At 52.1% G+C, this 20,824-nt stretch carries 18 protein-coding genes; 13 read left to right on the forward strand and 5 right to left on the reverse strand.

Annotation, left to right across the window (positions count from 1 at the left end; genetic code table 11):
- Positions 1-6: 6 nt before the first annotated feature.
- The 4 genes from RAL91_RS12685 to opgC all read left to right on the forward strand — a co-directional run bounded on the left by RAL91_RS12685 (position 7) and on the right by opgC (position 4,153).
- A complete protein-coding gene (locus RAL91_RS12685) occupies positions 7-1,029 on the forward strand; it encodes a glycosyltransferase family A protein (protein WP_306256568.1) in 1,023 nt (340 codons plus the stop codon).
- Between the two features lie 43 nt (positions 1,030-1,072).
- Positions 1,073-1,900, forward strand: coding sequence for a galactosyl transferase (locus RAL91_RS12690; protein ID WP_306256570.1), 828 nt, complete (start codon positions 1,073-1,075; stop codon positions 1,898-1,900).
- Between the two features lie 110 nt (positions 1,901-2,010).
- Positions 2,011-2,808, forward strand: a complete 798-nt coding sequence (locus RAL91_RS12695) for a Stf0 family sulfotransferase (RefSeq protein ID WP_306256571.1) — start codon at positions 2,011-2,013, stop codon at positions 2,806-2,808.
- A gap of 124 nt (positions 2,809-2,932) precedes the next feature.
- Entirely contained in the window at positions 2,933-4,153 is a 1,221-nt protein-coding gene (opgC, locus tag RAL91_RS12700) for an OpgC domain-containing protein (protein WP_306256572.1), read from the forward strand.
- Positions 4,154-4,194: 41 nt separating this feature from the next.
- On the opposite strand, the gene RAL91_RS12705 is transcribed toward opgC, so the two are convergent.
- Positions 4,195-5,031 carry a LysR family transcriptional regulator gene (locus RAL91_RS12705; RefSeq protein WP_306256573.1) on the reverse strand — a complete coding sequence of 279 codons (837 nt, stop codon included), beginning with the start codon at positions 5,029-5,031 and terminating at the stop codon, positions 4,195-4,197.
- A 91-nt stretch (positions 5,032-5,122) separates the two neighbouring features.
- Between RAL91_RS12705 and RAL91_RS12710 the strand changes: the two genes are divergently transcribed.
- The 4 genes from RAL91_RS12710 (at position 5,123) to RAL91_RS12725 (ending at position 9,626) form a co-directional block, all read left to right on the forward strand.
- The gene (locus tag RAL91_RS12710; protein ID WP_306256574.1) at positions 5,123-6,028 is read left to right on the forward strand and encodes an MBL fold metallo-hydrolase; all 906 of its coding nucleotides are present in this window, start codon (positions 5,123-5,125) and stop codon (positions 6,026-6,028) included.
- A gap of 373 nt (positions 6,029-6,401) precedes the next feature.
- A complete protein-coding gene (hisD, locus tag RAL91_RS12715; RefSeq protein WP_306256575.1) occupies positions 6,402-7,742 on the forward strand; it encodes a histidinol dehydrogenase in 1,341 nt (446 codons plus the stop codon).
- A gap of 100 nt (positions 7,743-7,842) precedes the next feature.
- The gene (locus tag RAL91_RS12720; protein WP_306256576.1) at positions 7,843-8,607 is read left to right on the forward strand and encodes an SDR family NAD(P)-dependent oxidoreductase; all 765 of its coding nucleotides are present in this window, start codon (positions 7,843-7,845) and stop codon (positions 8,605-8,607) included.
- Positions 8,607-9,626, forward strand: a complete 1,020-nt coding sequence (locus tag RAL91_RS12725) for a LacI family DNA-binding transcriptional regulator (protein ID WP_306256577.1) — start codon at positions 8,607-8,609, stop codon at positions 9,624-9,626. Before RAL91_RS12720 ends, RAL91_RS12725 begins: the two co-directional genes overlap by 1 nt.
- Positions 9,627-9,722: 96 nt before the next feature.
- Here the strand turns inward: RAL91_RS12725 and RAL91_RS12730 are convergent, their stop codons facing one another.
- From RAL91_RS12730 to RAL91_RS12740, 3 genes are all read right to left on the reverse strand, one after another.
- Positions 9,723-11,192, reverse strand: a complete 1,470-nt coding sequence (locus tag RAL91_RS12730; protein WP_306256579.1) for a sulfatase — start codon at positions 11,190-11,192, stop codon at positions 9,723-9,725.
- A gap of 330 nt (positions 11,193-11,522) precedes the next feature.
- Positions 11,523-12,995 (reverse strand): sulfatase, encoded by a 1,473-nt coding sequence (locus tag RAL91_RS12735; RefSeq protein WP_306256580.1) that lies wholly within the window; start codon positions 12,993-12,995, stop codon positions 11,523-11,525.
- A 154-nt stretch (positions 12,996-13,149) separates the two neighbouring features.
- A complete protein-coding gene (locus RAL91_RS12740; protein ID WP_306256581.1) occupies positions 13,150-13,947 on the reverse strand; it encodes a GntR family transcriptional regulator in 798 nt (265 codons plus the stop codon).
- A gap of 199 nt (positions 13,948-14,146) precedes the next feature.
- Between RAL91_RS12740 and RAL91_RS12745 the strand changes: the two genes are divergently transcribed.
- The 5 genes from RAL91_RS12745 to RAL91_RS12765 all read left to right on the forward strand — a co-directional run bounded on the left by RAL91_RS12745 (position 14,147) and on the right by RAL91_RS12765 (position 19,324).
- Positions 14,147-14,884 (forward strand): SDR family NAD(P)-dependent oxidoreductase, encoded by a 738-nt coding sequence (locus RAL91_RS12745; protein ID WP_306256582.1) that lies wholly within the window; start codon positions 14,147-14,149, stop codon positions 14,882-14,884.
- Between the two features lie 511 nt (positions 14,885-15,395).
- Positions 15,396-16,337, forward strand: coding sequence for a tripartite tricarboxylate transporter substrate binding protein (locus RAL91_RS12750; protein ID WP_306256583.1), 942 nt, complete (start codon positions 15,396-15,398; stop codon positions 16,335-16,337).
- Positions 16,338-16,410: 73 nt separating this feature from the next.
- The gene (locus RAL91_RS12755; protein ID WP_306256584.1) at positions 16,411-16,905 is read left to right on the forward strand and encodes a hypothetical protein; all 495 of its coding nucleotides are present in this window, start codon (positions 16,411-16,413) and stop codon (positions 16,903-16,905) included.
- Complete coding sequence (locus RAL91_RS12760; protein WP_306256585.1) at positions 16,905-18,407, forward strand: tripartite tricarboxylate transporter permease; 1,503 nt, start codon at positions 16,905-16,907, stop codon at positions 18,405-18,407. The genes RAL91_RS12755 and RAL91_RS12760 overlap by 1 nt, the downstream gene beginning before the upstream one ends.
- Positions 18,408-18,445: 38 nt before the next feature.
- Positions 18,446-19,324, forward strand: a complete 879-nt coding sequence (locus tag RAL91_RS12765) for an SMP-30/gluconolactonase/LRE family protein (protein ID WP_306256586.1) — start codon at positions 18,446-18,448, stop codon at positions 19,322-19,324.
- 499 nt (positions 19,325-19,823) lie between these two features.
- Here the strand turns inward: RAL91_RS12765 and RAL91_RS12770 are convergent, their stop codons facing one another.
- Positions 19,824-20,816: an ABC transporter permease gene (locus RAL91_RS12770; protein WP_306256587.1), complete on the reverse strand. Its 993-nt coding sequence runs from the start codon at positions 20,814-20,816 to the stop codon at positions 19,824-19,826.
- Positions 20,817-20,824 lie beyond the last annotated feature (8 nt).

Raw genomic sequence — 20,824 nt, forward strand, 5'->3', positions numbered from 1 at the left:
ACAAGCATGTCTGACCGGGTTGTTGCCGTCATTATTCCTTTTTTTCAAAGAGAGAAGGGCATCTTGCTGCGTGCTTTGAACTCCGTTGTTGGCCAAAAACTACCCGCCGGGACAATGGTGAGAATTCTGGTAATTGATGACAGCTCGCCGGTTTCCTCGGCCAGCGAAATCAACGGGCTGGCCCTGCCGGACAATTTCAATCTGGAGCTTGTTGAACAACCCAATTCCGGACCGGGCGGTGCAAGGAATAGGGGTCTGGATATGTTGAATCCGGACGAAACCACATTTGTTGCCTTTCTTGATTCAGACGATGTGTGGACAGATGATCATCTGGCGCTTGCCATCGCAGGGCTTGGCAGCGAGTGCGACTTCTTTTTCAGTGATCATACCAGGTTCAACATCGATATTACCTGGTTCGAGGATCTTGAAACCACTCGGGATTGGAAGCGGAATCCAGACACATATATGACCGTGGTTTCGGGCCAGAACCAGATCTATCGAATTGACACCGATCTTCTGTTTACCGGTTTGCTGAATGAATATTTGAGCCAAACGTCGACAATCGTTTTTCGATTTTCGCGCCATAGTCAACTGAGATTTGACATTGAACAACGTAGTGCAGGGGAGGACCATTTGTTCTGGCTTTGCCTGGCAAAAAACAGCCGTGCCTCGGTGATTTGCATGAAGGAAAATGTGTTCTGTGGCAGGGGCGTCAACATTTATTACGAGGCGCTTGAATGGACCTCCGCAAAGGTGGCTGATCGCTACGGCTATCTGGTTCTGTTTCTGGTCAAAGCCAAAGAGCAGTTTGAGTTAAGCCGGCAACAAAATGCAATCATTGACCGGCGATTGCAACGCTACACACGGGCCTATGGTTATCTCTTCATCCGGTTTTTGACCAAACGCCAGTTCCCATCGCTTCCCCTTGCCCAAAAGATTTTTGCGCGCGATCCACTGCGGATCGTCCTCATTCCCTATTACTTCCTATCGGTCCTGCCCAACCGAGCTGCCGAGGCAAAAACATGGTGAGCAATCTGTTTGTACTTGTGCCCAGCACTCGGGCGGTTTTCCCATGAGTGCCGACGCTGCGCCAAAATTGGTATTTGTCATTCCTGTCCGGCATCCGGGCTCGGTTTCCAATTGGAATCTGGTCCATCGCAATTTAAGCGAAACTGCCCAGTCAATTGCAAATCAGAATGACCCGAATTGGCGGTGTGTTGTTGTAGCAAATGAAGGCGCTGATTTGCCCAGTTTACCGAGCGGTTTTGTGGTTCGCTATGTTGATTTTCCTCTGCCTGACCTACCCGCAAGAGCAGACGATGAAGAGGCATTCTATGATGCGGTGCGATTGGACAAGGGACGACGCATTTTACACGGAATTGCTGATGCAAATGACCACGATTACATTATGGTTGTTGACTATGATGACTGGGTCAGCGCGCGGCTTACATCCTGGGTTCAACGAAACATTGGCGATCCCGGTTGGCATTTTCGCAAGGGCTACGTTCACGATGGCTCTCAGTACATTTTGCTACACAGAGATTTCTCCGAACTCTGCGGGACCTCGCATATTGTGCGCAAGGATTTGCTTTGTATTTCTGAAACCTGGACGGCAACATCTGAAACCGTGATCAAGCGCAATTTGGGCAGTCATATTTTCTTGCGTCATGATCTGGCCGGGACAGAAAATGCGTTGGCAGAATTGCCGTTTCCCGGTGCCATCTACCGTGTTGACTATGGCAGTTCAAACAGCAGCAGCGAAGGTGTTTTGCAAACCTATGTTCCCAAATGGAAGCTGAGAAAGAGGCCGTTTGAGTTCGTGTCCAATGCGATCGGGCTGCGCATTATGACGCGCAAAATTCGCTCGGAATTCAATCTGCAATCTCCAGATAGCCGCTGAAGCGTTATTGCGCAGGAAGATTTTGCACCGAAAAAATCCCGTCAAAACGCATCACAGAAACAGACTTAATCGGCATACGAATTTTCATACGCAGCCTGAAGGTAAAAATTATGGAACTTGCGCAGAAACTCAGAAAGCTCGACGTTTTTAAAATTCTGCCGGAGAAAAAGTCGAATTTTAAAGTCTGGATGGGGCAGTTCAGTCCAGAGCTGGATTTCCCGACAGAGACTGTCCCGACACGAAAATATGTCGTCACGTCGACCCCACGTTCCGGCAGCCACTTTCTGGGCCATCTTCTTTATTCCACCGGCGCTGCGGGGTACCCCATCGAGTATTTCAACAAGCGAAATGTGCCCCATTGGAAGGAAAGGTTTCCCGGACCACATTACTTTCGTGACGTTCAGAAAAAGCGCACGTCTGCAAATGGTGTGTTCGGAATGAAACTGCATTCCGAGCAATTGTCACCTTTCCGGGACTATTGCGCTGATGATCTTCAGGAGTCTCTTTCAGATTACAAATTCATCTTCCTGACCAGGAAAGACAAAGTCGCCCAGGCCGTTTCCTACAGCCGCGCGTTGCAGACCGGCTCCTTTATTTCCGACGTGAGTGAAAAACAGACCTTTGATTATGACGAAACCCAGATTGAGCAATGCCTTGGCGAGATCATGTATGGAGAAATGGCATGGCGAAAGTTTCTGTCGATAGTGCCCGGACGAACCATCGAGATAGGGTTTGAGGATTTACGAAATAATCCTGAAAACACGATGAACCAGATTTTTGAATTCCTGGGCATCTCGCATGGGGCTGCGGATTTGGATATTTCTTTCCTCAAACAAAGACAGAGTGATGCGTTGAATGCGCAATACCGGGATCGATTCATCGAAGCGCAACAAAAAGAACTGTGTTGAGAAGCGCAAGACTGAGGCTGCGTTTCAACGAAGGTGCCTGCTTACGGTATCGGAGTTGCTAATCGTGTTCTGAAGTCAATCCGGGGGGATGTCCGATTAAGCGTTGTAAAATTGGAAAAAACCCTTGCTAAAAACATCACGCCAGAAGCGTATCACCGGAATTGATATCTGCCGCTCAGTGGCCATTTTGCTGGCGATGTTCAGTCATTCCTTGATCGAGTTCAACTTCTACCAGTTTCGTGATTTTGACACTTATGCGCCCTTCCGCTTTGCGATTCAGATGGCCCCTCCCATTTTCATCTGCCTGTTCGGCGCGATGCTGGAAATCATCTACAAGCCGCAATTCGAACGGGGGGATAAAGAAGCCGTTTTTCAAAAACTGTTTAACCGCGCCATTCAGTGCTACGTGCTCTATGTCGTGACGCTGCTCGCTCAGCTTGCACTGGGTCAGATATCTCTTGGGTATATGTTGCGATGCGCACTGATGATCGGTGTTTCGCCTTATGCTGACATTCTGAAATTCTACGCGGTCGCTTTGGCGCTTTCACCCTGGCTGATCAGTCTGAGAGTATCCTATGGGCCGGTGTATCTGCTTGGTGCGGCACTGACTGTTCATCTGCTTTTCCCGGTTCTGCAAATGATCCCAAAACCACCGCTTGTTTTTGGCAAAGACTATCTGGGGATGCCAGCAGGCTTTCTCTACGGTGGCGGGGAGGGCGTCGGCGGACCGTCCATTCTTCATGGCATGACATTTGTGGTGATCGGGATGATCATCGGTCGTGCAGTTCTTCTAAGCTTTGACGAGCAATCCGCCATGCGGCGCAAAGGGGCTGCCATTTTGGGTGCGCTGTTCGTTTGCTCGCTTGCCGTATCTGCCCTGCTTTGGGACTTTCAAACACCCTTTCAGACGGTGCGCAACATTGCCAACATGTCGCTGCGCAACCTGAACCACCCGATTTATTTCTCGCTCGGAATAGGCGCGACTATTTTTTGTGTCGTGATTTGTATCTGGTTGTTCGATGTCCAAAAATACTCATGGGCGCGATGGATCAGCTTTTTGGGAAAGGCCAGCCTGTTTACGTTTTCCTTTGGTAATATTCTGCTCTATGCCGCGCCGGATGTGGGCGTCGACAAAACTTCGTCTCTGGTCTTCTCACTCATCGCATTATTCCTGATATGCCTGCAGACATATGTGTTCATAAAACTCGTGGTGCCGGGAAAAACAGGCCGTATGTCGGTTTTGGGAGGGCTGCAAACCGCGTTCCAGAAATTTGTTCGAGTGCTGCAGTTGCCGCTCCTAAATCTGTCTGAATTGTTGGCTTCAAAATTGGCGAATGAGCGCTGATGAAGTGCAAAACGGAGCAGTCTTAATACTGTCCGAGCAGTTCAGCTGTCGCTTGTGCCATTGGCAAGTTGCTGGATCAGGAAGTCCTTGAACAGCTGAATCCGCTTCGGCAGGTGGTTTTTGTCGTGATACACAAGGTACAGCGGGAGCGGATCGTGCAGACCATCCGGGCCATCAGCTTCTTCCAATTGCTCAGTTGCCAAAGCGTCTTTGCAAATCTGCCTTGGAAGATAGGCACAAGCCTGTCCGGTGATCACAAACGCGAGTGACAATTGTAAAGACCGGGTTGTGAGGCCTTCCAATCTGTCCCGAACGCTGGTGCGTCTTGCCAGGGGCCGCAATACGGGAAGGCTTGTATCCCCAGAACATCCCGGTGGGCCAACAAATATGACTTCAGTATCTGTCAAACGGCGGGCGATCAGACCGTCTCCGCCAGGTGCACCGCCACGCAATGCCAAATCAACCCCGTCTTCTATGAACGACGCTGGTCGGTCATCAACATACACCCTGATCGAGATGTCCGGATAGCTGGAGCGGAACCGACCAACGAGTCCGGCAAATTGATCCATAGGAAACGCAGTAGGAATTGATATGCGGATCTGTCCTGACGACTGATGGGCTGCGCCGACTGCTTCACGGGCTAGCGTCAGTTCATGTAATGCCCTCTGACAATGCACCAAAAAAAGCTCCCCTTCTGCAGTTATCGCAACCGATCGCGTCGATCGGTCCAACAGACGCACGCCCAGTTGAGATTCCAGTGACTTGACTCTTGTCGTCACGGTGGATGCCGGCAAGCCAAGACGTCGTCCTGCATCTGCAAAGCTAAGGCCATCTGCCACTTCCATGAAGGTTTCCAGAGCCCTGAGGTCCGTGATCATTCGATATTTCCGTTTAATGAGTTCAGCACTTCGCTGGTAATTTGAATTTAAAATTCGGGTTACGTCAACGGGGCAACTCATGGAGGTACAAATGTACAGACGAGATCTACTCAAACTTGGCGGCGCTGTTGCGGCAAACGCTGTATTTTCGCCGCTTCAGTCCGCAGCGGGAATTTCTGCATCAGACATCTCGGTCCGCTGGCTTGGTGGTGCCATGCTCGAACTCGCCATCGGCGACATACGCATCCTCACCGATCCATGCCTTGGCGAGGGGAAGCAGGCGTTTGAGATGGGCGATCCAAATGAAATGTTTGATCTGTCAAAGGGACCCAACATCAAGACGCACGAACGGCTTACATCATTTCCGGGCATGGTTATGCCGGAATATGACGTGGTGCTGCTGAGCCACGCACACGAAGATCACTTTGACCAGAAAGCACAAGCATGGCTTCGCGGTAAAGACTCCATTCTTTGTGCCGCTCACGATATGGATTCGCTTGTCAAAAAGGAATTTGCAGCTCAGGCGTTGGATCACGGTAAACAACGCACATTCACAGGTGGCGACACGGAAATTTCCATCATGTCGGTTCCTGCCGTCCACTCTCTCAATCAGGGCATTTCAGACGTCCTTGGCCTAGGCAATGGCTACTGGCTGAAAGCGACAATTCAAGGCAGGACATACAATATCTACTGGGGTGGCGACACTTTCATGGTTGATCCGGTTTGGCAGGCCATTCAACATCTTCCCACACCTGACTTGTTCATTCCGCATATCGGAAATGTGGGCATCACTGGCGCACTCGGTCAATTATCGATGAACGGGAGGCAGGCAGTTGAGTTTGCGGCCCGTATCAAGGCTGGCATAGTCTTGCCCATCCACCACTCGACATACGCGCTTTACCAGGAGCCGGTATCCAAAATGATTGAAGCACATGAAGCTTCAGGCAATCTGTCGGCATTGCGTGTGCTTGGGGAGGGCGCTGCGATCGCGCTCTAACCTATGCCTCTGTTTGCCTTGCTATCTGGATTTGTCATGTCTGCACTGGCCAATCGCGCACCTTGGGATCGAAGGGCCGCTCTGATAAAGAGACATGAATGTTCATGCTTTGCATACGTAATGCTCTTATTTAGCTTGAAAAAATCCAGCAGAAATCTATAATTTTGCAATCGCATGCAAATCGGATTTTCAGGGTTGAATAAAGTGAGCGGAAATTGAATAGCGCAGCCTCTTCAAATTTAGGGCGTGTCCCGTGGGGTGCCAATTTTGGCCGGGCAAATATGTACAGAACGTATCTTGTCGTTTCTCCACCCTTCACCGTCTTGCAAGGCCACATCGGATCACGAAATTCACAGATAAAGAGGATGAACCAATGACGATTGAATATCTCAAGAGAGGCAGGGCGGAAGCCGACAAAGCCGCCGACGACGCCAACACACGCCAGATTGTGGAAACCACTCTTGCCGATATCGAAGCACGTGGTGATGTTGCCGTTCGTGAATTATCGGCAAAATTCGATGGCTATGAGCCCGCTTCGTTCCGCCTGTCATCCGGAGAGATAGAGGCGCTTATGAACCAGGTGTCGGACCGCGACATGGAAGATATCAAGTTCGCCCAGGCTCAGGTGCGGAACTTCGCTCAGGCGCAGCGCGACAGCATGCTGGATATCGAGCTGGAGCCAATTCCCGGCATTATTCTCGGTCACAAGAATATCCCGGTTCAGTCGGTGGGCTGTTACGTTCCTGGTGGCAAGTTCCCGATGGTCGCCAGCGCGCATATGTCTGTGGCCACAGCTTCTGTGGCAAAGGTGCCACGCATCATCGCATGTACGCCGCCGTTCAAAGGCGCTCCCAATCCAGCGGTGATCGCCGCAATGCACCTTGGCGGGGCGCATGATATCTACGTGCTGGGCGGCATCCAGGCGGTTGGAGCTATGGCTTTGGGCACCGAGACCATCGATCCGGTTCACATGTTGGTTGGTCCGGGCAATGCTTTCGTAGCGGAGGCCAAACGCCAATTATTTGGGCGTGTCGGTATCGATCTATTCGCCGGTCCAACAGAAACCATGGTGATTGCAGACGACACGGTGGACGGCGAGTTGTGCGCGACAGACCTGCTGGGGCAGGCGGAACACGGTTACAACTCACCTGCAGTGCTGTTGACGAATTCGCGCAAACTGGCAGAGGACACATTGGCTGAGATTGACCGTATTCTGGAAATTCTCCCGACAAAGGAGACCGCCATGGTGTCTTGGCGTGATTATGGTGAAGTCATCCTTTGCGATACGTATGACGAAATGCTGGAAGTCGCCGATGATATTGCGTCCGAGCACGTGCAGGTGATGACCGATCGGGACGACTGGTTCCTTGAAAAAATGACCTGCTATGGTGCGCTGTTCCTGGGTGCCCGCACCAATGTTGCCAATGGTGACAAGGTTATTGGCACCAACCACACCTTGCCCACCAACAAGGCCGGGCGCTATACTGGCGGCTTGTGGGTTGGCAAGTATCTCAAGACCCATAGCTACCAGAAAGTGATGACGGACGAGGCGGCGACGATGATCGGTGAATATGGGTCACGCTTGTGTATGCTCGAAGGGTTTGTGGGCCATGCGGAACAATGCAACATCCGCGTCCGACGCTATGGCGGCCAGAACATCCCATACGGCGCAGCGGCCCCATTCCGTGAAGCTTCCGAAGAGCCAGTAAAATGACCGATGGTGATGTGAAAACGCTTTGCATGTGCACGGTCGATAGGAAATTCGAAATGGGCCATCCCTCTGGTGACATCATTCCATCGGCAGGCGCTTTCTCATGACGCTTCCGGTGACGCCCAGTTTCCGGCTTGATGGCAAACGGGCGCTTGTTGTTGGTGCGTCTTCCGGCATTGGCGAGGCTTGCGCTGTTGCCATGGCCGAAGCTGGAGCACATGTCACGCTTGCGGCGCGGCGCGCTGATAAGCTTGCTGAGCTTGCCGGAGACATAACCGCTCGTGGTTGGGCCGCGGAGACGATGCCGCTGGATGTTGCAAACGTAGCGGCGACCGAAGACGCGGTTGCGGCACACGGCCCCTTCGACATCCTCGTCAACTCTGCCGGTCTGGCCCGTCATAGCCCGTCATTGGATACACAGGAATCCGATTTCGATGCTGTCTCTGATCTGAACGTCAAAGGCGCATATTTTCTTACCCGGGCGGTTGCCAAAGGCCTTATCGAGGCCGGAAAGCCTGGCAGTCTTATCAATATCTCGTCACAAATGGCGCATGTCGGCGGCGTTGATCGAGCTGTTTATTGCGCTACCAAACACGCAGTGGAAGGTTTTACCAAGTCTTTTGCCATTGAATGGGGCGGTCACAACATTCGGGTCAATACGGTCTGCCCAACCTTCATACGCACGGCGTTGACAGCTGCCACGTTTGACAATCCTGAACGCAGCAAGTGGATCAAAGACAAGATCAAACTGGGGCGGATTGGCGAAGTTGAGGATATCATGGGTCCGGTCATCTTCTTGGCTTCCGACGCTTCGGACATGGTGACCGGCTCATCGCTTCTGGTGGACGGGGGCTGGACAGCGGACTGATGGGCAAAAGCAAAGTTACATCGCTTGAAGTTGCGCGCCGCGCTGGTGTCAGTCAGTCGGCGGTAAGCCGCGTTTTCACGTCGGGTGCCTCTGTCAGCGACAAGATGGACAAAAAGGTCAGGATGGCTGCCGACGATCTCGGCTATCGGCCCAATCCCATCGCACGCGCGATGATTACGGGGAAAAGCCGTATCATCGGCCTCGTTTTTTCGTATCTGGACAATCAATTCTATCCGCTTGCGCTGGAACGCATTATCCGAGCGCTCAAGACTCACGGCTATCACACCCTCGTTTTCATGGCAGAAAACTCGACCAAGGATGTGGATGATGTGGTCAAGGAACTGGTGGCCTATCAGGTCGAGGGGATTGTCGCTGCCTCAGTGGACATGACGAACGACCTTGCCACTCTATGCGAGGCAACCGGAATCCCTGTTGTGTTGTTCAATCGAGGTCAGGATGATTCACGTCTGAGCGAGGTAACTTCGGACAATATCGCTGGTGGCCGAATGGTCGCCAATTTCCTTGTTGGCGGTGGTCACAAGCGCATTGCGCATATCTCGGGCTGGCAAGGATCATCGACCGGACAGGACAGAGCAAACGGATTTCTCGAAGGCCTTTCCAAAAAGGGCGTTGATCCCGTTGCAGTTGAAGACGGCGCTTACGACCAGAAACGCGCAGGCGAGATCACACGAACTTTATTCTGTGGCTCAGACTACCCTGATGCAATCTTCGTGGGAAATGACCATATGGCGTTTGCCGTTATGGACGTATTGCGGTTTGAGTTCGGCCTATCAGTTCCAGACGATGTTTCGGTGGTTGGTTACGACGACGTGCCAATTGCAAGTTGGCCAGCCTATGATCTGACCACAATCCAGCAACCTATAGATCAGATGGTTTCATCAACGGTCGACACGATTATGGCGCGCATCGAGGGTGAACCAAACCCCAAACGCATACTCATTCCAGGTCCGCTTATACTCAGAGGCTCAGCCAGAAAACCCAAGGGTTTTACCGCCTGACCTAAGCAGAATTAAGTGGTTTCAGCATAAGTCAGCCAAAACTGGCCCCGAACGCAGCCCTTGGATCAAGCCACCGCATTTCAAAGGCCGGCATTCTTAATACTTTTCAATTCTCTCCGGACCTGGAGAAATAGACGCCATCATTGCATCGAAGTGCAAATGCATTAACCGATCTCGATTTTCTTTGTTCGCGGGGTTGTCCCAAAGATCGTCAAATTCGTCTGGATCCGACGCCAGATCATACAACTCCCCGATCCCCAGGCCGTGATAGACAATTATCTTGTAGCGACCATCAAAGTACATGCTCCCGTTGGACGCATTCGGCATCGCGACAGAATCTCTATATTCACAGATCACATGGTCACGAATGATCGAGGCATCTGCCTGACCGGTTAGAACTGGCATGAGGCTGTTGCCTTGGAAGCAACTGGGGATATCCAACCCTGCGGCGTCCAAAAGGGTGGGCGCAACATCGACGAGTTCGACCAAGCCTTCACTTTTCAGGTTTTCACTGAATTTCTGAGGCCAGCTGATGATGAGGGGCACATGTACCAACCCTTCGAAAAATCGGCAGCCCTTGTAGATTAATCCATGATCGCCCAACATTTCGCCATGATCACTCATGAACACTATGATGGTATTGTCGAGCTGTCCCGTTTCTTCCAGGCTCCTTACAATCCGCCCGAACTGGTGATCTATCAGTTCGATCATGGCATAGTAAGCGGCCTTGACTTCACGCCCGTTAAATTCGAGCGGAGGCTCGTAAGCGCGTGCTTTGCGATCCGCAAGGGGAATGTCGTCCTGGCTCGAATGGCAATTGATCGGATCTATCGCTATTTTGGATTGCTGATCGACTTTTTCAAACTTGGCGTTCCGCGGAATGTCTTCTGGCCGGAATGCTGGATGAGGTAGGTCTTCTGCCCTGTAACGGTCCAGATAGTTTGCCGGCGGATCAAAAGGCGGATGCGGGTCGAAGCAATTGACGCTTAGTAGCCAGGGCTGGTCCGGGTCTCGCTCTTCGGAAATAAAGTCGATTGCTCGCTCCGCGCACCAGGTTGTCTGGTGATGTTCTTCCGGAACGCCTGCGCCACAGAAATTGGTAATGCCTGAATATACGGATTCCGGGGACACTCCTTTTTCGTCTTCCAGCCAATGAGCATAGTCGTGCCCTGCGGGATAATCGGGCGTTGGGTGATGGCTCCAGTGGAAAACGCGATAGCCGTCGTCGGGCCGAACTTCCAACTTGCTCGCTGCCGATAAATGCAATTTTCCAATGAGCCCACAATCGTAACCTGCATCGGCAAATAATTTGGTAACCAGAGTTTCGCCCGAAGGAAAACGTTTGTTCCCATTTCGGTAAACATGGGTGCTGGACGGGTACTTTCCGGTTAGGAACGACGCGCGGCTGGGTGTGCAGATTGGGCTCTGGCAATAGGCATTTGTGAAGGCAACGCCACGTGCGACCAATGCGTCGATATTGGGCGTGGTGATGTGCTCATTGCCCAGAGCTGCAATTGTATCAAACCGCTGCTGGTCGGTGCAGAACCACAAGATGTTTGGTTTCACTGATATATCCTAACTTGATGCATATATTTTTGAACATGAAAATTCAGGTGTGAGCCAAAGACTTCGATCTGCAATCGATGTCGAGCAAGGGGCGAATTGCTTTCGTAAGGTAACGCGTTGGAGTGCGCGAATTCTCAGTATATATATCGATATATCAGTTATTAAGAGACGTCAAGATCGCCTTTGAGGACCATCTTCCAGTTTCCACAACACAGATGAATCCAGTGCCGCGCTGGTGCTTTCAATGTCTGATTTGAGAGGGGTCGAGGCAGCAACCTTTCACAAGCAGATCGCCTGAACCCAGATCGCCTGAACCCAGAATGCCAGAACTCAGTTCGCCTGGGTTCGGGGAAGTCCGGCATCGCTGGTCGAAAGCCATCGCTGCAAATGCCGCTCCAAAAGGTCCGACTTCAACTCTGGCTCGATACCACTCAGCACCAGATTGTTGAATTCCCCCGGGTCCTCTTTCAGATTGTAGACTTCCAGCAATCCATGGTTCTCATAAACACAGGTCTTGTAAGTTCCGTCAAAGACCATGCTGCCGTGTTCGGGTTCGAAATGTGCAAGGGTGTCGTTGTATTCTGCGGTAACCGAGGGACGAAACTCATGTGGATCGCCATTGCCCTGAATCAGCGGCCAGAAAGATCTTCCCTGCATTCTCGGCGGGGCCTGGACATCAGCGCAATCCAGAATTGTAGCTGCGATATCAATGCTTTCAACCAATGCATCGCTTGTTGTTCCAGCCACGACACTTCCCGGCTTGCGGATGATCAGGGGGACCCGAACCAGCTGATCATAAAACCGGCAACCCTTGTATAGCAGTCCGTGGTCGCCCAGCATCTCGCCATGGTCTGATGTGAAAATAACAAGCGTTTCGCCATCCTGTCCCAAGTGTTCCAGGTGTTTCAGCAGCGAGCCAAAGACATCGTCGATGAGTTCGATCATCGCATAATATGCGGCCTTGACTGCGCGGCCGTCGAAGCTTTGCGGTGGTTTGGCGGCAACTTGGCCCGGACGGCTGGGGTCAGCGCCGGAACCGTTGCGGTCTGGCGTCGGGCCAAATACATCCAGAGGTTTCCGAGTCTGGAAAGGCGTGTTCGAAAGGAATTCCTGATTGGCCTGATCGCTGTCCCGGTAGGCTGGCGGCCTGAGGTTCTGGGGGTTATAACGGTTCAGATATTCCGCTGGCGGGTCAAATGGTGGATGCGGGTCAAACACATTTACCATCAGGAACCAGGGCTTGTCTGAATCCTCCGCGATGAATTCCTTGGCCCTTTCGCCGGCCCAGGTTGTTTGGTGATGTTCAGCGGGCACGCCGGCACCGCAGAATGTCGTACGGTCAGCAAAGAGTTCCGCGTGATCAATACCTTTTTCCTCAAGCCAGTCGGTATACCCGTTCGGACCGCCCTGATAAGCAGGTTGCGGGTTCCAATCAAAATAGCTGAATCCATCATTCTGCGGGCGTTTTTCGCCTTTCGATTGAGCAGAAAGATGTAACTTCCCCACCAATCCACAGCGGTATCCCGCATCGGCAAGAACTCCCGAAACCAACTCCTCGGACGCTGGGAATTCCGAGGCCCCGTTCCGCATGACGTGGTGACTGGCTGGGTAGCGTCCGGTTAACATGCTGGCGCGGGATGGTGTGCAGATGGGCGACTGGACATAAGCAGAGGTAAAGGCCCAACCCTGCGTACAAAATGCATCGAGGTTGGGAGTGTTGATTTCAGAATTGCCGAGTGCAGAAATCGTATCGAACCGCTGCTGATCCGTGCAGAACCATAGGATATTTGGGGGCTTTGGCATCAATCTCTCCTGAGGCGTTTCATGGCAGCGCGCCTGGTCAATGGATGAAGGCCGCATGGCGGGGACAAGGATTGCCGTGCCGCTCGATTTTGTACGTTAATTTGATCAGTCAAATTGATCTTACCATGGAGGCCAGATCCTCAGTCCAATTGCTCTATTCGTTGCGCTCTATACTCAGGTGTTGCGCAAGCAATTCCTCCGCACCATGGGAGAACAGTTCCTTGCGCTCGTTCATCACGAATTGGAGCGAGTTGAAAAAGTTCCCCAAATGACTGTGCATCGCTTCGCGGGCCAAGCCAGGGTCCCGAGATTTCAGCGCGGTCACAATTGCAGCATGTTCTTCCAGAATCTGATCCAGCCTGTTCTCACGGGGATATGCCAGATGCCTGACTCGGTCTACGTGTGCCTTTGCGGACTTTATGATCCGCCAGGTACGGCTGCTTGCTCCGATAGAGGCTATGAGTTCGTGAAATTCCTCGTCCAATCTGAAAGACAAATGCAGGTCGGGAATGGCAGCTGCCTGATGTTGTTGATACATGCTGAGATCCAGGGCCCGCTCGTGTGCCGGTGTCATTCGCATCGCGGCGAGCCTGACCAGCTTAACCTCGAGTGATTGGCGGATGAGTTGACCTTCCAGCATGGTTTCCAGGTCGATCTTCGCGACGGTCGTGCGTTGGTTTGGGACAATCTTCACAAGGGCTTCGTCGTTCAATTTTAACAACGCCTCCCTCAAGGGCGTTCGGGAAATGTGCAGTTCTTCGCATATCTTTTTTTCATTCACAGGACTCCCCGGGGGCAGGACCATTTCGATAATCGCCCGGCGCATCGCTGAATAGGTTTGAGATGTTAGTGGCGTTGCTGGTTTGATTTCGCTGAAAATCCAACTGGGAAAAATTGGAATATCGGCTTCTGACTGTCGTGCTTCCAGTTCCTTCTTTGTCGGCCTTGGCATGATTGTTGTTTCTTTCCAGAAATTTGTCGATCAGGGCGGCGAAACGTTCATTTCCGCATGGCAAATCTAAGACACTGTGTGCAAAAAGTCAGTTGTTGCAAAAATAATATACCGATATATGGATAAATGTCACGCCCCACCAGCCCTTAGTAGCAAGTGGGGCAAACAGAACTCAGTTTTATATTAGGAGAGACCAATTTTGCTATCAAGTAAGAACGCAATGGTAACAGGAGCTGCAGGAGCCATTGGTCGCGCGGCAGTAAAAGCCCTTGTTGATATGGGGGCACATGTCGTGCTGGTCGATATCGACGTCGGCAAGCTGGGTGAGATGGCTTCAGATTTTGGCGATATGGTATCCGCTGAGCCATGTGATGTGGGGGATATGGCCGCAGTACAATCGGTTGCGGATAATGCACTGAAACGGTTGGGGCATGTCGATGTTCTCGTGAACGCTGCGGGTATTCTGTCGAACAACAAACTTGAGACAACCGAGATTGATGAATGGCGACGGGTGTTTCAGATCAATGTGGAATCAGCGTTTTTGCTGTCCAGGGCCTTGGTGCCCAGCATGGCGAATAACGGCTTTGGTCGTGTGATCAATATCTCGTCCTATGCAGCTAAATGCGGTGGCCTGACCGCTGGTACAGCCTATACGGCTTCAAAGAGCGCAATGACCGGCTTGACCTTCTCGATCGCACGCGAGTATGCGGCCAGAGGGGTCACGGCAAACGCAATTTCGCCAGCTTACGTGATGTCGCCGATGGTATCCGAGCAACTAAGCGCTGAACAGCGGGACGATCTGCTTTCAAAGATACCTGTTGAACGGTTTTGCACGCCGGATGAGGTAGCGCATTCGATTGCCTATCTGGCGTCCCCGCTGTCTGGCTTCATCACAGGTGAGGTGATCGACATGAATGGCGGACTGCAGTTTGACTGATCAGATGGCCCGGACATTGTCCTGAATGACGCTTCGAAAGCTGCCGGTCGCCGGCGCCGGTCGGGTGTAGACCTGCGGCTGTGCCCAATCCGCACTGGCATTGGGCATCTGGGAGTTGGAAATTTTCACTGCATATCTAACCGATTGCATCGATGTTACCCTTCAACCGGGAGAACTGGGTTTTGCAATCAGCGGAATGTTGTTCGCAAGCTCTCCCGTTCGGCCTCAGATGCAGGCCGGCAAGCTTGGCTCTAATCCCTCTTTTGCCGCCGACGCGACACAGCCAGAAAATTTCTGGTGAGTCACATAAGTCATATCCAGGAAGACGATTGGAGCGCTGCTCTTCAGGGCGTATTGGAGATTCAGCATAAGAAATCGGTGTAAAACGAGCTCTCGAAAAAAACCGATATATCGATACTTGATTTAATTGGGGCAGGGAAATATAACCGATATATCGGCGCAAGCATGTTCGCGAACCGCTCGGTCAATCCAACAAACTGGGAGGAAGACAATGTCGAAAAAGTTAGTACTGGCCACAGCAATCCTATTTGGTGTCACTGGCGCAGCCCTCGCTGAATTTCCTGAAAAGCCAATCACAATCGTCGTGCCAAATGGCGCGGGCAGCACCCTGAACGCTGTCGCCCGGGTTTATGAACCTTATCTGGAAGCTGAACTTGGCGTTCCGGTGAATGTCGAGGTAATGCCGGGTGCGGGGACGACTTTGGGTTCGCGCCACGTGATTGAATCCGAACCCGATGGCTACACTATTTTGATGTCGAACGAAAATCTTCTGGGTGTATTCGGTCAGAACAAACTGGATCCCTATCAACTGGATTCATTGACTCCAATCGTCAAAGCGGGAGGGATTCCAACTGTTCTTGTGGGGCGTCCCGGAATGGACGGGGACCCGCTTGAATTGCTCAAGGCCAGTTCAAGTGAAGCACCTATGATCGCGGCGGTTCAGATTGGCGCGCTAAGCCATCTTGTGATGCTGGATCTGGCAGCAAAATCAGGCGCAACTTTCCGACTGATCCATCAAGGCGGTGGTGAACAGGTTAAAGCGGCATTGGCTGGCAAAGTTGATGTGACCGTCCTGACAGTCGTCGCTGCAAAGCAGCATCACGAGGCTGGTACGCTGAAAGTCATGGCTATTGGAACCCAGGAACGGCTGGACATCATGCCGGACGTGCCGACCTTTGCTGAACTTGGCCTGGACGTGAACTTCAAGATCAGTTGGCTGTTTTTCGTACCGAAGGGCACTCCGGCTGATCGCGTCGAAAAGCTGGAAGCGGCCTTTACAGGAGCCTTCAACAACCCTGAAGTCGAGGCAAAGTATGCCGAGATGACAATGGTTGATCGTACACTCCTGACGGATGAGGCCCTGACTGAGTATGTTGAAAAGCAGGCAAACCTCATGAAGCATCTTGCCGAGACGTCCGGTCTTCGCAAGTAACTGAAGATACACGAATGGCGCGGGTCATGATGAGTCATGTCGCCGCGCCATCCATCTGCAGGGAGCCAGTCATATGGGACGTCAAAAAAAGGACATCATGGAATTTCTGTTCATGACGTCAGTCGTTTTTGGGGCAATCTATCTATTTGCTGAGTCCAGAAAAATTGCGCCTCCCGAATACGAAATCCTTGGTCCGGCATTCATGCCGAGAATTCTGGTTATTGCAGTAGGCGGGTTCGCTGCGTTTCTGGCCGCGCAAAAACTGATCTCATGGATCAGATCGGAGGCCCCAAATTCCGAACCGATCGACGCAGAAGCCCGTATCGCACTCACTCTGTCGCAGATACGTTTCGGCGCAATCCTGATCTTACTTGCCGTGTTCATTACCACATTCGCGTTGCAGGCCCTGCCATATTGGGCATGTGCCACCCTGTTTCTGATCCTGTCCCATTTGGTGCTGTCGTCCGGTACGCCCAAACAAATCATTCTTTCGGTGGTTGTCGCAGTAGTTTCCGTGTCCGCGATTTATGTGCTGGCCACGAGCTTCTTTGACAAGGTGCTGAACTAATGGACCTTCTGTTACAGTCTTTCGTAGATTTGGTGGCTTTCTGGCCATTGTTTTACGTAACCATTGGCGTGGGTGCGGGAATCATATTTGGTGCAATTCCCGGATTGAATGGCGGCATCCTTCTGGCGTTGGTTTTGCCCCTGACCTTCAATATGGATACCACTCATTCAATCGTACTATTGGTCAGCATTTACACCGGCGGTGTAAGTGGAGGGCTGATCTCAGGTACACTGATTGGTGTTCCTGGATCGCCCGCAGCGTTAATGACGACCTTCGATGCCTTCCCCATGGCTCGCAAAGGCCATCCTGCACGCGCGCTGTCGCTGGGGATTGTTGCATCATTTGTGGGGGGGCTCATTTCCTGGTTGTTTCTTGCCTTTCTATCGCCTCCGCTCACGCGGATTGCATTGAAGTTCTCGGAATTCGAGATTTTCTCGATGGTGATGATGGGAATTGTTCTGATCGGATCCGTTAGCGCGGGGTCCTTGGCGAAAGGATTGTTTTCAGGGGCTTTGGGTATGCTCATTGCAACAGTCGGATGGGACGAGGTCACAGGAGAAAGCCGGATGACCATGGGCTTTCAAGATCTGGCAGTCGGTTTTGAACTGCTTCCAGTGTTCCTTGGTCTGTTCGCCGTTACGCAGATGCTTTCTGACGTGCAAGATGTCGATAAACCCCGTGATCTTATTCACACGACATTCGCCGAAGTCATGAAGTCCATAGGAGGCATGAAGACCCATATCGGCAATTATATTCGCTCTGCAATTATTGGGACCTGGATTGGCATTTTGCCGGGAATTGGAGCGTCAGCGGGCTCGATCATCGCATATACAGCTGCAAAGAAGGCATCGAAGAAGCCTGAGGATTTCGGCCAGGGATCAGAAGAAGGTATCGTGGCTTCGGAAACAGCAAACAACGCCACTATAGGCGGGGCACTGATACCGATGATCACTCTGGGCATTCCAGGAAGCGTGGCCGATGTCATCCTTCTGGCCGCCCTTATTTTGCACAGTGTGGTTCCTGGCCCGCTGTTGATGCTCAATAATCCGGACGTTTTCTACGGAATCATTTCGTCCGCTCTGCTGGCAAACATCATTATGTTCGTCATCATGATTTCAACCGCCGCATATATCGGTCGGATTATAGATATCCATCAAATGTTCCTGATACCGATCGTATTGTTCCTGTGCGTCATGGGGATCTTCCTGGTATCCAGCAACCCGTTTAACCTGTTTGTGCTGTTGGGCTTTGGAGTATTGGGCCTGGTGCTGAAGTTTTTTGGTATCCCGACTGCTCCCTTCGTCATTGGCTATATCCTTGAACCGGTTGCCGAGGAATCCCTGCGAATTGGTCTCATGTTGTCAGATGGAAGCTTTGCACCGCTCTTCACCCGCCCACTATCGGCTGTTTTCCTGGCTATTGCGTTTGGCTTTCTTGTGTGGTCGCCTCTCAAGAACAGCCTTCGTGCTCACAAGTTGAGACGCGAGAGCGTTGGGTCGTAGATGCGCGCACTTTTTTCCTTGACGGTCCGGGAAGCCACATGAGCGACGTATCACTTGCGGTGGAGATCAAGGCCAAGACAGGCGAAAGCCCGGTATGGTCCAAATCAAAAAACGCCTTGTATTTTGTCGATATTGTTGGGGGAACAATTCACTGTTTCTCGCCATCTGAAAATCGATTGTCGCGTTGGGACTTCGGTCAATATGTCGGATGCCTGGCGGAAAAGCGCAGCGGTGGGCTTGTTGTCGCTGCGCAGCATGGCATCTACAGCTTTGATATTGAAACCGGCGGAAAAGACCTGGTTTCGGACATCGAAGCGCACTTGCCGGACAACCGCTTTAATGATGGCGCTGTTGATAGCCACGGCCGCCTGTGGGCCGGCACAATGAAAATCCCCCAGATCGGTTCCGGGCCAGTTGGAAGGATCTATAGTATTGATGGGGCCTATCGCGTTCGCGAACACCTCAGCGGGTTGTCTATAGTCAATGGTATCGCCTTTTCGCCGGACAACAGAACATTCTACGCGGGTGACACATTCGCAGAAAAAGTATGGGCCTTTGATTTCGATGCGGATGCCGGAATCATCGAAAACAGACGACTTTTTGTCGACTTTTCCGCGCTGCCCGGGCGTCCGGATGGCGCAGCCGTCGATGAAGACGGTTTTTACTGGATTGCTACGCCCGGGGGATGGGAAATTTGCCGTTTTGCACCCAACGGAAAGCTGGATCGCCGTGTCCCGATGCCAGTTGAAATGCCAACCAGTCTAGCATTCGGAGGAGAGAAGAACGACAAGCTGTTCATTACCTCGCTAAGCGGTAAAATCTCGACAGGTACCGAAGACCGGCAGCCTCTCGCGGGATCGGTTTTCGTCTACGAGCCTGGCGTCTGCGGGGCACCGGTCTATAATTTCGCCGGCTGAATGATGCTTTTTAAAAGCCGTGTCTGTCGCTACGGATTTTCGGTTTGACCGCCTGCCGATTTGATCCCACGTCGAAGACTTCAAGGAACGGCTAACCTAAGTTCAGAGTGCGCAGAAAACAGCGTGAAATTGGATATGCAGGGAATTATATCGCCGAAGGTCACTGTTATTGATGCGTTCGATATAGAGTTCCATGCGGGCTCTCAAACGACTGCATGAAGTAAGGCCAGGATATTGACGCGCTCGACAGTTCTGAATTCCACTACATGAGCCCATCAAATTTCTCCAAGACCTTGTACAAATGGCGCCATAAGGTGGAAAATATGTTTGGAAGACCCAGGTTTGGCGGCATATCGCAACGCGCTATGTCAGATGCGCTGATATCTTCATGGCAGCGAACCCCAGACGTCGTGGCCAAGGTGACTAAGGCCTAGGCATGCGGAATTGCTAGCGGGTGTAAAGCCCGCTAGCGCCAAATAGGTTTCCGCGATTGTGGTCGTTAGCCAATGTCGGTTGCTTCGCGGCCACGCGTTAGCTGGGAAATGGTTACAGCGATAATCAGCGCACCGCCATTGAAGACGTTAGTAACCCACAACGGAATGCCCAACATTGTAAGGCCGGTAATACCTGTTCCCAAAAAATAGACCGCGGCAACAGCGCCGAGCGGATTGAACCGGCCGGGCAAAATCGTTGTCGAGCCCAGAAATGCAGCGGCGAATGCCGGGAGCAGGAAATTGAGCCCGGAGTAGGGATCAGCCGAGCCAAGAACACCTGCATACATGACGCCGGCAATGGAGGCCAAAACCGCCGAAACGACCAACGCGCCGACACGCATACGGCTGACCGAAATACCATTCAACCGTGCGACTTCGCGCCCCCGTCCAACGAATAGGAGCCTACGGCCCAGCGGAGTGAACTCAAACACATACCACATCACCACCATGGCAGTCAGAGCGTAGTAAAAGACGTAAGGCACACCCAAAAAGCGGCCTCCGACCACAGCCATCACCAACGCATTATCAATGCCACCGATAGTGGATGAGTTTGTCATCAACTGCACGATGCCAGTCATAAGTGAGGTCGATCCCAATGTGACCACAAGTGAGGGTATCCGGAAGTAAACGATAAACAGGGAATGGAACAGGCCGATCAACACGCCAGCCCCGATGGCAATCAAAATGGCGATGCCTATCGGAAAGTCCATCCAAACGTTGAGCACCCCAATTGTGCAGGAGGACAGGGTGAGGGTGGCTCCGACCGACAAATCATAATCCCCAGCCGTTAGCGGGACGATGATTGCCAATGCCAGCAATGCAGCAGGGGCATAGGAGGCGAAGAGAATGGAGAAATTGCCCCAGTTTAAAAAGATGTTGGGCATCGCGAAGTGAAACCCGGCGATCAACAGCACCCAGACCAGCAACAAGGCGACACGCTCAAAAAGGCGCATGAAGTTGATCTGCGTAGTCGCAGTTTCAGGTGCGGCGTCACTCATAGTCCATG

The sequence above is a fragment of the Pararhizobium sp. IMCC21322 genome, assembly GCF_030758295.1.
In the GTDB taxonomy this organism is placed as follows: Bacteria; Pseudomonadota; Alphaproteobacteria; order Rhizobiales.